The sequence below is a fragment of the Bacillus jepli genome, from assembly GCF_047238305.1.
In the GTDB taxonomy this organism is placed as follows: Bacteria; Bacillota; Bacilli; order Bacillales; family Bacillaceae_L; genus Ferdinandcohnia.
In genome coordinates, this window is record NZ_JBDFMO010000001.1 from 108880 (window position 1) to 123080 (window position 14201).

12 protein-coding genes are annotated in these 14201 nt (G+C 40.5%); all 12 read right to left on the reverse strand.

Annotation, left to right across the window (positions count from 1 at the left end):
• Positions 1 to 97 precede the first annotated feature (97 nt).
• Positions 98 to 1027 carry a glutaminase A gene (glsA, locus tag ABC371_RS00585; RefSeq protein WP_412895082.1) on the reverse strand — a complete coding sequence of 310 codons (930 nt, stop codon included), beginning with the start codon at positions 1025 to 1027 and terminating at the stop codon, positions 98 to 100.
• A 974-nt stretch (positions 1028 to 2001) separates the two neighbouring features.
• Positions 2002 to 2700, reverse strand: coding sequence for an ABC transporter ATP-binding protein (locus ABC371_RS00590; protein ID WP_412895083.1), 699 nt, complete (start codon positions 2698 to 2700; stop codon positions 2002 to 2004).
• Positions 2693 to 3457 carry an ABC transporter ATP-binding protein gene (locus tag ABC371_RS00595; RefSeq protein WP_412895084.1) on the reverse strand — a complete coding sequence of 255 codons (765 nt, stop codon included), beginning with the start codon at positions 3455 to 3457 and terminating at the stop codon, positions 2693 to 2695. The genes ABC371_RS00590 and ABC371_RS00595 overlap by 8 nt, the downstream gene beginning before the upstream one ends.
• An 11-nt stretch (positions 3458 to 3468) precedes the next feature.
• Entirely contained in the window at positions 3469 to 4482 is a 1014-nt protein-coding gene (locus ABC371_RS00600) for a branched-chain amino acid ABC transporter permease (RefSeq protein WP_412895085.1), read from the reverse strand.
• The gene (locus ABC371_RS00605) at positions 4483 to 5346 is read right to left on the reverse strand and encodes a branched-chain amino acid ABC transporter permease (protein ID WP_412895086.1); all 864 of its coding nucleotides are present in this window, start codon (positions 5344 to 5346) and stop codon (positions 4483 to 4485) included.
• Positions 5347 to 5416: 70 nt separating this feature from the next.
• Positions 5417 to 6655, reverse strand: a complete 1239-nt coding sequence (locus tag ABC371_RS00610) for an ABC transporter substrate-binding protein (protein WP_412895087.1) — start codon at positions 6653 to 6655, stop codon at positions 5417 to 5419.
• A 512-nt stretch (positions 6656 to 7167) separates the two neighbouring features.
• A complete protein-coding gene (locus ABC371_RS00615) occupies positions 7168 to 8742 on the reverse strand; it encodes a benzoate-CoA ligase family protein (protein ID WP_412895088.1) in 1575 nt (524 codons plus the stop codon).
• Between the two features lie 301 nt (positions 8743 to 9043).
• A complete protein-coding gene (locus ABC371_RS00620) occupies positions 9044 to 9838 on the reverse strand; it encodes an enoyl-CoA hydratase/isomerase family protein (protein WP_412895089.1) in 795 nt (264 codons plus the stop codon).
• A gap of 44 nt (positions 9839 to 9882) precedes the next feature.
• Positions 9883 to 11367, reverse strand: a complete 1485-nt coding sequence (locus ABC371_RS00625; RefSeq protein ID WP_412895090.1) for an aldehyde dehydrogenase family protein — start codon at positions 11365 to 11367, stop codon at positions 9883 to 9885.
• A gap of 17 nt (positions 11368 to 11384) precedes the next feature.
• Positions 11385 to 12584, reverse strand: a complete 1200-nt coding sequence (locus ABC371_RS00630; RefSeq protein ID WP_412895091.1) for a thiolase family protein — start codon at positions 12582 to 12584, stop codon at positions 11385 to 11387.
• Positions 12581 to 13324 (reverse strand): 3-hydroxyacyl-CoA dehydrogenase family protein, encoded by a 744-nt coding sequence (locus tag ABC371_RS00635; RefSeq protein WP_412895092.1) that lies wholly within the window; start codon positions 13322 to 13324, stop codon positions 12581 to 12583. The genes ABC371_RS00630 and ABC371_RS00635 overlap by 4 nt, the downstream gene beginning before the upstream one ends.
• A complete protein-coding gene (locus tag ABC371_RS00640) occupies positions 13314 to 14171 on the reverse strand; it encodes a 3-hydroxyacyl-CoA dehydrogenase NAD-binding domain-containing protein (protein ID WP_412895093.1) in 858 nt (285 codons plus the stop codon). The genes ABC371_RS00635 and ABC371_RS00640 overlap by 11 nt, the downstream gene beginning before the upstream one ends.
• Positions 14172 to 14201 lie beyond the last annotated feature (30 nt).

The following is a 14201-nucleotide window of genomic DNA, read 5'->3' on the forward strand; positions in this document are numbered from 1 at the left end:
TTTTTTATACCAGTGTTTTATGTAGGCATAAGCTATATTATATCAAGAACTGTAAGTTTGCAATGAAATTGTATCCACTATGGTTTCGTATGAATTTTTAGAACATACTTAGGTTGTACGTTTTAGAAAGGAGCTCAAGGAGTCTTATTCCTGCAATACTATTTCCTTTATCATCTAATGCTGGACCAAAGATACCGATTCCAAATTTTCCAGGCACGGCTCCCATAATTCCGCCGGATACGCCACTCTTTGCGGGTATCCCAATTTTTATCGCAAACTCCCCAGAGGCATTATACATCCCACAGGTCACCATAAAGGTTTTACAAATGCGCGCTATGTTCATGGGCATGATTTGTTTTCCTGATTGTGGATCAGTTCCGTCTAATGCAAAAACAAGTCCAATCCTTGATAAATCAAGACAATTCATTTCGATTGCACATTGCTTTGTATAGAGGTCAATCAGCTGCTCAACATCACCTTCAATGATATGATGTTGCTTCAAGAAATAGCATAAGGCTCGATTGAGATGAGCTGTTTCGAATTCAGAGCGAGCAATTTCTTCATTATATTCAATCGCATTATTGCCCGACAATTCTCGAATAAAGGTTAGAAGTCGTTGAAACCTTTCTTCCACGGAATTCCCCTTTATCATATGGGTTACAGCTAGTGCCCCTGCATTGATCATCGGATTCAGTGGCTTTGAGGGAGCCATCAATTCTAACTTTGCTATCGAGTTAAACGGGTCCCCAGTGGGCTCCATTCCAACTCGTGCAAAGACATACTCCTTACTTCTGTCCATTAAAACGAGAGCAAGTGTAATGACTTTCGAGATACTTTGCAAGGAAATTTTTCGTTCAATGTCCCCAGCAGAATAGCAACGACCATCCGGATAGTTGATTGCAATCGATAGGTCATTGGGGTTTGCTTTTCCGAGTGCAGGTATATAGTCTGCTACGCGTCCTTGTTTCGCAATTGGGCGCGCTTCTTTGACCAATTCCTTTAATTCATCACTTGATTGACAAGGCATTTTCATCACCAGTTGTAGTATTTACTAAAGGGGAATTTAGTATGTTATATGTAGGGTTATTTTTGGGTTGGATGGAAAGAATGTGGCTTCAAATCAGAAAAGACAGTGGAATCGTACCTTCACTCTTCTACTTTCAACTTGGCGAGGGTACGATTACTGCCTATTCGTACCTTCACTCTTCTATCTCTATCTTGCCCAGGGTATGATTATTGCCTATTCGTACCTTCACTCTTCTACTTCCGAACTGCCGAGGGTACGATTACTGCCTATTCGTACCTTCACTCTTCTACACTCAACTGGCCGAGGGGACGATTACTGCCTATTCGTACCTTCACTCTTCTATCTCTATCTTGCCCAGGGTATGATTATTGCATATTCGTACCTTCACTCTTCTCTCTCCAGCTTGCCGAGGGGACGATTACTCCCTATTCGTACCTTCACTCTTCTCTCTCCATCTTGCCGAGGGGACGATTACTGCCTAATCGGACCTTCACTCTTCTATCTCTATCTTGCCCAGGGTATGACTATTGCCTAATCGTACCTTCATTCTTCTACACTCAACTGGCCTAGGGTATGATTATTGCCTATTCGTACCTTCACTCTTCTACACTCAACTGACCGAGGGTACGATTACTGCTTAGTCGTACCTTCACTCTTCTCTCTCCATCTTGCCAAGGGTACGATTACTGCCTAATCATTCCTTCACTCTTCTACAATCAACTGACCGAGGGGACGATTACTGCCTATTCGTACCTTCACTCTTCTACACTCAACTGGCCGAGGGTACGATTACTGCTTAATCGTACCTTCACTCTTCTACACTCAACTGGCCGAGGGTGCGATTACTGCTTATTCGTACCCTCACTCTTCTACACTCAACTGGCCGAGGGTGCGATTACTGTCCAATCATTTACCCTCCCTTTTATTTTACAGAAAATAAAATAGCCCATTCCCGCGAATGGGAAGGGCTACTGTTAGCTGCTTAGGGCTAAATGGTGATAAGCAATATCCATATTATTTTTAAGTTCTTCCGGATTGTCGTGGTAGACGACTTTTCCCTTACTTAAAATATACACATCATCCGCGATTCGTAATGCCGTTGAGATATTTTGTTCAACTAAAAGCATCGACATTCCGCTCTCTTTCAATTTCAAAAGAACATCCATTACTTCACCTACCATTAATGGGGATAGTCCCTCTGTTGGCTCATCGAGGAGAAGGATTTTCGGATTTCTCATCAAGGCTCGCCCGATTGACAGCATCGACTGTTCCCCGCCACTTAGTGTGCCTGCATGCGATTTTTCACGTTCCTTTAATCGAGGAAAATAATGAAAAATTTTCTCTAGATTCCAATCGCCTTTTTTTGAATCAGCGAACACAGTTAGATTTTCTGTCACGGTTAGGTTCGGAAAAATTCTTCGACCCTGTGGGACAATTCCAATTCCCTTCTTTGCAATTTGGTGACTTTGGAGTGAGGTCATATTTTGACCTTCAAATAGGATTTCTCCCTGCACTTTACTAACAAACCCAATGATGGAATGCATCGTTGTTGTTTTCCCCATGCCATTTCTTCCAAGTAGAGTGACAACCTGCCCTTCCTTCACCTCGAGATTTACACCATGAAGAATGTGACTTGAACCGTAGAAGCTATTAACATTGTTTAGTTTAAGCATGTGCAGCCTCCTCCCGGCCTAAGTAAATTTCTTTAACCTCTTCATTTTCACGAACAGCTTCTGGATTCCCGTCGGCAATTAATTTTCCTGTATGAAGAACAATTACACGGTCCATATTTCCGAACAACACATCGATATCATGTTCAATCATACAGATGGTTACTTCTTTCGGAAGCTTATTAATCAGCGCAATAATTTGGTCGGTTTCAACCTGTGACATACCTGCAGTTGGTTCATCTAACAGCAGAAGCTTCGGATTTCCGGCAATCGCCATAACAATCTCGATTTGTCTTTGAACCCCATAAGAGAGCTCTTGTACCTTCATATCACTGTATGGTTCAAGGCTCCATTCATGTAAAAGCGCATCTGCTTCTTCATGGAGTGCACGGTAGTTTTTAAGACTGACACTCTTCCACCATTGGATATGTTCTTTTCTCATTTTTTGTAAAACAAGTAGGACATTCTCCTTTACAGTTAACCCAAACATGAGATTGTTTTTCTGAAACGTACGTACAATTCCATTTTCTGTTCGTTTATAATTAGGAACCTTCGTAATATCTTGGTCAAAATAAGTAATTGTGCCCCCGCTAGGGTTCAAGTCTCCGGCAATCATATTAAAAAAGGTTGTCTTTCCGGCACCATTGGGTCCGATTAATCCAACACGTTCGCCAACAGAAATATCTAATGTAATATCTTCAATTACCTTCAAACCACCAAAATGCTTTGATAGGTGTTGAATTGAAAGAATCGTCGTCATCCCTGTCCCCCCTATCCATTTATTTTTGATTGCTGTTTAATTGGTTCAATCGGATGCTCGATATATTCTTCCTTTACCGGTTGGGGCTTTGCTTTAAATAGATTTTGTGTAATTCTCGAGAACAACCCAGCAATTCCGGATGGAGCAAAAATCGTAAACAGAATAAAGGTGGTTCCAATAATCATCATCCAGCTTTCTGTGTATGAGCTAATAATCGTCTCCAATACAACGATAAACGCTGCTCCAATAACTGGTCCCCAAAGCGTACCTGAACCTCCGACTAGTACCATGATTAATACAGATCCTGAAACAGTCCAGTACACATCTGTCGGAGCAACGAAGCCATTGAAAAATACATAGAGTCCGCCAGCTAATCCCCCTAAAGTACCTGCAATCAAAAAGCTAATGTTTTTATAGAAGGTTGTGTTATAACCAATCGACTTCATTCGGTCTTCATTTTCTTTAATTCCGATGAAGACATACCCTAATGGGGAGTGAAGAAGTCTGTTAATGACAAAAATGACGATCGTAAACACGACTAAAGTAAAATAGTAGATAAACACTTGATTGGAAAGGATAAAATCTCCAAATAGACTTGGTGAAGGTATTCCTGATAACCCATTGGACCCACCAGTAACATCCGTCCATTGGTAGATGACAGAGTAGACCATTTGAGAGCATGCGAGTGTTAGCATCAAAAAGTAAAATCCATGAGCCTTTGTTGACACAAATCCAATCAAAATGGCTAATAGGAATGCAATCACCATTCCGATTACAAGGGTTAGAAACACATTCGTTGATAGATGACTAGCAGCAAGACCTGTTGCATAGGCACCAGCACCGAAAAACGCGGCATGCCCTAATGAGACCAATCCGGTTTGTCCGACGAGGATATTTAAGCTAATGGCGAAAATTCCAAAGATCAATATTTCCGTAAAAATGTTCACGTAATAAAGAGAAACGAAAAATGGAGCAGCAACCATTAAGAAAAATAATAAACTACCTTTGACCCACTGTTTGCCCATTTATGCCCTCCTTCCTATCAATCCTTGCGGACGGATAATTAATACTGCAGCCATTAATGCAAATGTAATGATTAAACTTAATTCAGGAACAAAGAAGCGACTAAAGGTTTCCACCATTCCTACTAAGAGACTGGCTACAATCGTCCCCGAGACAGACCCCAGTCCTCCAACGACAAGGACAACAAGTGATAAAATCAATATGTTAAACTCCATCCCTGGAGCGACCCCTAGAATTGGCGAACCTAGTACTCCACCAACCCCTGCTAAAAAGCTTCCAAAGAAAAAGACGAGTGTAAAAACAAGGTGGATATTAACGCCTAGTCCACCAACCATTTCTTTATCTGATAATCCCGCACGAATAACGGCACCCCATTTTGTTTTTTCCTGCGTATACCAAAGGACTAACGCAATGACGATTCCGACTACAATTAAGGCGAGGCGATATGAAGGAATCATATTCCCCATCACTTCAACAGATTGGCTTAGGAAAGCAGGTGGTGTTACGGTCATAATGTTTTTACCCCAAATAATGGAGAAGAGATCATGGAAGATATAAGCAAGACCAAAGGTTAACAATACTTGAGAGAGGTGACCAAGCTTATAAGTAGGACGAAGTAGGACCACTTCTAAAACTAACCCGATGATTGCAATAATAAATGGCACAACTAAGAGAGCAACCCAAAATGGCAGCCCTGATTTTACTACGATTGAATAGCCAATATACGACCCTAATAAATATAGCGAGCCATGTGCTAAATTTAATACCCCTAAAATACCGAAAACGAGACTTATCCCACATGTAATAATGAAAAGGAGAAACCCGTAGCTAAGTGCATTCATCAATTGCAAAACCAATGTATCCATTACTTTCCCCCTATCAAATGTAAAGAAAGAGGCAACACCTGTTACCTTTGCCCCCTTCTTTTATATTTTCTTATTTTCCTGGGTCTACAACTTCTGGTACTGTGTCGATTACTTTATTTTCTGTCTTATCGCCATCTAGATAAGTCTCAACGATATAAAGGTTTTGAATAATTTGATGTGTATCCTGATCAAATTTGATTGGACCTCTCGGGCTATCAAGCTCAACCTTTGAGATTTCCTCTACTAGTTTATCAGGGTCTGAAACATCTCCATTTAACGCTTCAATTGCTTTTGCCATGATCGCTGCTGCATCATATCCTTCTGCAGATTCGATACTTGGTCTAGCATTAAACTTCGCTTCATACGCTTCAACAAACTTTTTATTTTCAGGAGTGTCTAAGCTATAATCCCAGAAGATTGAAGTAATAATTCCTTCCGGAGCCGTTCCTTGCTGTGGACGAGTATCTTCAGCCGTTAGCCATCCAGAACCAATTAAAGGAATCTTACCTTTTAATCCATATTGCTCATACTGTTGAACAAAGCGGATTGCATCTGTCCCAGCAAAGAATGCGTAGATTCCATCAATGTCATCACGATTCATTTTTGCTAGATAAGAAGAGTAGTCATTATTTCCTAGTGGAGCAAATACTTCCTCGACGATTTCCCCACCTGCTGCCGTATAAGCATCTTTAAATGCCGCAGTCGCTTCATGACCAAAGGCATAGTCAGCAGCTGTTAAATAGATTTTTTTACCAATATTGTCATATGCCCATTGACCCATAGAATGGCCAATTTGGTAGGAAGAGAACGATGAACGCCAGATATAATCACTACGCTTTGATCTTGTTAGGTCATTACCACCCGCATGTGATACAAGGAATGGTAATTTATTCTTTTCAACTTCATCACGAATCGCATACGCAACCGCCGTACTGATTGGACCTGTTAAAATATCAATTTTATCCTGCTCCATTAACTTACGGAGTTTTCGTAATGAAACTTGGGGATCTGCTTCTGTGTCTTCATGCACAATTTCTATCTTCTTTCCCGCAACTTCCCAGCCGATTTCTTCAAAATAGAGTTCCATTCCATTCTTCACATTTTCACCAAGTGAAGCGTATACACCTGTTGATGGTAATAACGCTCCAATTTTAATAGGCTCGTCACTTGTAGAATCAGAAGTTGTCGGTTCCTCATTTTCCTCTTTTTTATTTTTATCTGTAGTCGTACTGATTGCTCCTGAGCTACATGCTGAAAGTAATAGAACAAACGCCAACATAATCAACCAATTTCTCTTTACTAGCTTCATAGTAAACCTCCCTTTTTTTAGAAAGCATAATCATCTGACCCTCTTTGGTGGTTATTCTCGTAAAGTTTTATGTACGGGGATTCCCCCTTTCACTTAATCAAATACGCCTTGGCGTATTTGCGCCTGATTTTTTTCGAGCAAGCTCGAAAAACTTCCTTTGAAAAATCGTGGCATCCGCCGGAGGCTATTAATTTATTCAGTAGGGATTGCGTACTGAATAAAGTAATATTCTGAATATTATTATAGTTATTACTATTCGAATATTCAATACCTATTTGCAACTTTCATTTAAAAAACGTAATAAATTTTCCGTGATAAGACATAAAAAAATGGAGGAGGGATGGAACAAAGGCTCGACAAAAGTCGAGTATCTATTCCATCACGACCTCTTTTTTATCAGTATATATGGTAAATCACACCATTTATTAAAGTCAGGTACATTGATTGGTCATGTAAAACCAAGGTGATTAAATATATTATGTTAATTTCACTTTCGCATATAAAACATCTAATTATTGTCTTAATTTAAACCGCTGCATTTTACCAGAAGCCGTTTTTGGGATTTCATCCATAAACTCAATGATTCTTGGATACTTATAAGGTGCTAGGTTTGCTTTTACATAAGCTTTTAATTCTGCTTTTAAGTCTTCAGACGGGACAACATCCTCTTTCAGAACAATGCAAGCCTTTGGAAGATCCAAGTTATCCTCTGTCTTTACACCGATTACCGCAACCTCAAGGACGGAATCATGCTTAAGTAGAGTTGCTTCTACTTCAACAGGTGATACCCAAATTCCACTGACCTTCAGCATGTCATCAGATCGTCCTGAATACCAAAAATAACCCTGTTCATCCTTATAATATTTATCCCCTGTGTACATCCATTCACCATGAAACTTACTCTGATTTTCAGCGATATTGGCCCAGTATCCACCAGTTAGACTCTCGCCTTTAATGACTAAGTCACCAACTTCATTTGGACCAACTTCTTTGGCTTCGTCATTGACTATTTTCGCCTCATAGCCAGGGACTGGCTTCCCAGTACTTCCAGGGCGAATGTCTCCAACTCGATTTGAAATAAAGATATGTAGGGCCTCTGTTAACCCAATTCCATCTAAAATATCAAGATTAAAAAGTTCTTTCCATTTGTTCACAAATGTTTCAGGGAGTGCTTCACCCGCTGATACACAAACTCTTACAGAAGATAGGTCAGGAATTTTACCTGTACGCTCTACATAGTTAATCAAACTACCATAAAGCGTTGGAACCCCAAAAAAGATGGTAGGTTTCGTCTTTTCAAGTGTTTCAAACACTTTATCAGGTGTAGGACGATCCTTTAATAAAACAGTCGTACCTCCAGCTCCTAATGGGAAATACATTCCATTTCCAAGTCCATATGCAAAGAAGAGCTTTGAAGCTGAAAAGGTAATATCATTTTCATTCATCCCTAAAACTTGTTTCGCATACGTGTTATACGCTGCCTCCATACTTCGTTGATGGTGAATAACACCTTTTGGATTTCCTGTACTACCAGAACTATATAACCAAAATGCTGGATCATCCTTCACAGACATGAATGTCTCAAGTTCTGTTGACTTATTATGGAGTAGTTCATGGAAATCAATTTCATTTGCATCTACGGATGTGTTTTCTGTGACGACGATAACATGTTGAAGAAAGACAAATCGATCTCTATTTGCCTTAATTTTGCTCCAGAGATCCTCATGAATGACAAGAACCTTTGAGCGGCTGTGGTTTAATAAATATTCATAATCTTGAGGCTGTAGCATGGTGTTAGTTGGGATTGGAAGGGCACCAATTTTTACTGCACCGAAAAAGGATACGATATTCTCGGCAGTATCATGCAGAACCAATAGCATGCGGTTTTCATTTTGAACACCCAACTCTTTGAGAGCGTTTCCAAACTGATTAACACGATTCAGAAGCTCTTGATAAGTGACTTGTTCGTCTCCACTTACAATCGCTACCTTTGCTCCTCGTCCATTTCGTACATTTTCTTCAATAAATCGATCGGCAGCATTGTACTTCGTTGCAATTCCTTTTAAATCCGAAGCTACTTTTATCACATTCTTCCTCCTTACCTATCTTGTGGATAGTAAAAATTTCAGATAGTGGAGGTAATTGTTTACCTCCACTTTTTTCGGAGTCATTCGTAGATGATATTTGATATATGCACTGTATTAATAGTGCATTTTAGCCGCAATGATGAATGAAAATGATTGTAGTTGATTTGATACTATTCTGAAATTCTAGCAATTAGTAAACCGACTGTATTTATAATTATTAGCACTATGAATATAGTGTTTTTTAGCCTAATTGTAGGATGGCAGCTTCGCCATCTTGCAATCTCTTATCGGACAATCGTAATTATTTTCCACTCCAGTTAGCTTCACGCTTTTCGATAAATGCACTTAATCCTTCTTGAGCATCTTGTGAACGGAATAATAGATTTTGAAGCTCACCTTCGTAACGGATTGCTACGTTAAGTGGCATTTCTTTTCCGTTCATGATTGACAGTTTAATGTTTGAAGTTGCGTAAGTAGCACTACTCGCGATTTTCTGTGCATATTCTAACGTTTTTGCTCGTGTTTCTTCCTGAGGGAATACACGGTCTACTAGTTTAATAGATAATGCCTCTTGCGGAGTTAATGTCTCACCAGTGATGTTCAAATCAAGAGCTTTAGAGTGCCCCACTTGACGAGCAAGACGTTGAGTTCCACCAGTTCCTGCTAATACACCTAGAGATACTTCTGGAAGTCCGATTTTTCCTGCTTGGTCGCCCATAAAACGCAAGTCACATGCAAGAGCCATTTCTAATCCGCCACCAACCGTATGACCCTCTAAGCATGCGATCCAGATTTGTGGAGAACGAGCGATTTTATCTAACGTTTCATTACAGAACAAGCAGAATTGTGTTTTAAAACGAGGCTCTGCTGATTTTAAGAAATTGATATTTGCACCCGCTGAGAAGAACTTCGGCATATCACTCATTAAAACAACCACTTTAATGTCATTGTCAAAACGGATGTCATCAATTGCAGCATTTAGCTCTTTGTAATACTCAAGATCATAAGCATTTGTTTTGTTTACATGCATGTGGACTTCTGCAATACCATCCGCTTTTTTCACCGTAAGTGTTTTCGTTTCTAAATTAACAGTCATTTTACATTCCTCCGATATTTTAATTTGAAATTTATTTAAATAAATTATATTCTGAAAATATTCAGTGGACGTTCTCCATTATAAGAGACAACACTCTTTGTCTCTGAATATAGTTCAAGGGTTTCGACACTTAACTCTCTTCCAAATCCTGATTGCTTATATCCACCAAATGGTGTTCCAGGGAAGGCTGAAATTGGACAGTTCACCATGACGATACCTGCACGAATTCCTTCAGCTATTCGGTGTGCTCTTCCGTGATCTTTCGTCCATACAGCCGAACCAAGGCCAAAAATGGAGTCATTGGATAATTTGAGCACTTCGTCTTCATCTTTAAATTTCATAATCACAACGACTGGGCCGAATACTTCTTCTTGAGCAATTCTCATATCATTCGTGACATTTCCGATAACGGTTGGCATATACCAATACCCTTTATCAAATTCGCTACCGTCTGGTCTTTTTCCTCCAAAAAGAATTTCTCCGCCTTCTTCAATAGCAAGTTTTACATAGCCATCGACAACGTCTTCATGATCCTTAGAAATCAGGGCTCCCATATGCGTTTCCTTATCGAATGGGTCACCAACCTTCAGTTTTTTAGCCTTTTCAATAAATTTGTCGACAAATTCATCATAAATGGCTTCATGAACAAATAACCGTGAGCGAGCTTCACAGGATTGACCCGTGTTATAGAAAATTCCATAAATAGACCCTACTACTGCACCTTCAATGTCCGCGTCATCAAAAACGATATTAGGAGATTTTCCACCTAGCTCTAAAGTAACTCGCTTTAGGTTGGTAGAAGCCTTTGCCATAATGTCTTTTCCTGTTTCCGTTTCACCTGTAAAGGCAACCTTGTCTACACCAGGATGAGTCGTTAAGTATGGACCGATTACAGAGCCACTTCCTGTAATCACATTCACTACACCCGCTGGAACGCCTGCCTCATGACATATATCTGCAAGCATATAAGCAGTAATTGGTGTATGTGATGCTGGCTTTAGAATAACCGGACATCCCGCAGCAATGGCAGGTGCGATTTTCCACGCAGCCATCATTAATGGGTAGTTCCACGGAATAATTTGTGCACAAACACCTACTGGTTCTTTCACTGTATAGTTAAAAAATCCATTCGGAACCGGGTTTGTACGTCCGCCAAAGGTTGTAATAGCTCCCGCATAAAATTCAAAGTCTTCAATCGCCTGACCAATTTGTCCTTTTGCAGCCGCCACCGTTTTTCCACTATTTAATACTTCCGCTTCGACCAAATCATTGAAGCGTTCCCTCATGATGTCAGCAATTTTGTTTAAAACTCTGGCTCTTCTCGCTTGAGGCATCTTCGGCCATTTACCATTTTCAAATGCATTTCTAGCTGCGTCAACAGCACGATCCACATCCTCCTTCGTTGCCTTAGCGACTCTCGCTATAACCTCACCAGTTGCTGGGTTATAGGTTTCAAAAAATTCATTGTTGCTACTATTTGAGTATTCTCCATTAATCAATAGTTGGTACGTTTCTTTTAATTGAACCATAGATGTTGTTTCACTCCTTACATTTTCTCGATAATCGTTGCGATTCCTTGGCCAACGCCAATGCACATGGTTGCTAATCCATAACGCACATCACGTTTTTGCATCTCATGAACAAGTGTTGTAACAATTCGTGAACCGCTACACCCTAGTGGATGTCCTAATGCAATCGCACCACCATTGACATTTACTTTTTCCATATCAAGCTCTAGTTCTCTTATACATGCAACAGATTGTGCTGCAAATGCTTCATTTATTTCAATTAAATCTAGATCCTGAACGGTTAGACCCGCTCTTTGCAATGCTTTTCTAGTTGCTGGAACTGGACCAATCCCCATATAATCTGGATGAACTCCACTAACAGCAGAAGTGACCACTCTTGCAATCGGTTTTAATCCAAGCTTTTTAGCGAGTTCCTCTTCCATGACGAGAATAGCACTTGAACCATCATTGATCCCCGATGAATTCCCTGCGGTTACAGTTCCATCCTTTCGAAAAACAGGTCTTAGCCTCGCTAATGTTTCCAATGTGGTTTCAGGTCGTGCATGCTCATCCTCTTTGAAAAGAAGCGGTTCTCCTTTTCGCTGCGGAATATCAATAGGCACAATCTCATCATTGAATCTTCCACTTTGAATCGCTGCTGCAGCCCTTTGCTGACTTAAAAGGGCAAGCTCATCCTGCTCTGCTCTTGAAATCCCATATTTTTCTGCGACATTTTCTGCGGTTTCTCCTAGACTAATAGGAGGGTACATTTCATTCATCACAGGATTGACCAGTCGCCAGCCTAACATCGTGTCATGTAAGGTTTGGTTCCCTTTCGCATTTGTCACATGGGGCTTCATCATGACGTAAGGTGCACGAGTCATACTTTCAGTTCCACCTGCAATAAAGACGTCTCCTAATCCTGATTTAATTGCAGATGCGGCCTGATTCACTGCCTCTAGCCCTGAGCCACAAAGGCGATTGACCGTTACCCCGGGAATGGAGACAGGGAGTCCGGCAAGAAGTAATCCCATTCTCGCCACATTTCGATTATCTTCCCCCGCTTGATTCGCACACCCGAAAAATACATCTTCGATTAATGACGGATCAAGATCCACGCGAGCCATCAGCTGTTTAATCACATGTCCTGCAAGGTCATCTGGTCGTACACTTGTAAGTGAACCGTTAAGTTTCCCAATTGGTGTCCGAACAGCATCTATAATGACTGCTTCTCTCATATTGAAAGCTCCTTGTTTCGGTTTTGATAATGGTAAAAGCATCTATCAGATTCTCCACCAATCCATCCGGCGTACACAAGCTTTCGGATAAGCGGAGCTGGGCGATAACGCTCTTCCCCTAGTTCTCGATATAATCCACTTAATACGGCATATACGTCATCTAACCCAATTTTCTCTGCCCACTCAAGCGGACCCATTGGATAATTGGTGCCTTTTTTCATCGCGACATCGATGGCTTCCGCCTCTGCAGTTTGCTCCGTTAATGCATACGCCGCTTCATTAACAATCATTGCTAAAATTCTTGGGAACACAAAGCCTACTTCATCCTCCACAAGCTCAATGTCTTGATGAATCAATGAAAAAATGTCTGCAGCAGCATGCATATATCTTGGGTCAGTCTGTAATGGCAATGCCACTTCGATTAAGTTACCTTCTTTAAAATTCGCAAATGTCCCAAACCCTACTACTCTATCAGGGTAGTTCAGCCACGAAGCAACCTCAGTGGCTGTCACACCAAGAGTAGTGGATAAAATTAAAGTGGTAGGGGGTACACTTGCTTCAATTTCTTGAATTTGACGTTTCTTTTCATCCTTATCAAGGTTGGTCGTTTCAATCACAGCATCGACTTCTTCATCCATTCGCTTTGGATCAACTAGGCGAACATTCGCGGCTCGAAAGGAATTGGAGAGTTCTTTTGCAAGTAAATTATCCCCTACAATGACGATTGTTTTAGTTGTCATATTCGAAGAACCCTCCTTTTGTTTTTCTTCCTAAACTACCTGATTGAACCATTCGCTCCTGATAGTAATGAGGACGGAATCTACTTTCTCCGTGAAACCCTTCATATACCGATTTGGTTGTTGCGAAATTGATATCAATCCCGATTAAATCCTGTAATTCGAAAGGTCCCATTTTAAAATTCCCAGCGCGTTTCATAATTCGATCAATTTGCTCGACCGAGGCGATTCTATCATTTATAATTCGTAATGCTTCATTGTAAAATGGTCTTGCTACTCTGTTCACAATAAAACCTGGTGTATCCTTGCACATTACTGGATTTTTGTGAATCGTTTTTGCAAATTCTACTAGGGTTTCAACAGTTGAGGAAGCTGTTTTTAATCCCTTTACTACTTCTACAAGGGGCATGATTGGTGCCGGGTTAAAAAAGTGCAAACCGGCGATTCGTTCTGGATTTGCGCTTTGTCCAGAGATTTCTGTAATCGAAAGTGAGGAAGTATTCGATGCCAAAATCGAATCTTTCGTACAGATTTCTTCCAGTTGTGAAAAGATGGAACGTTTTATTTCCAGCTTTTCCGGCGCTGCCTCAATCACCAATTGGCAGTCGGCAAATGAGTTCATATCCGTTGTGGTAGCCAAATTCAATTTTGCTTGTTCTGAGGTGGTAAGGCTTATTTTTTCTTTGACAACTAATCTATCAAGCTTTGATTCTATTGATTCTTTTGCTCGGGTCACCGTTTTTTCGTCAATATCAAAGAGTATGACAGGGTATCCATTTTGAACGAGTAACTGAGCAATCCCTGCTCCCATGGTCCCAGAACCAATAACACCTATCTTTTTAATTTGCATGTTTTCGACCCCTTTTAGAGGATGTTCAAA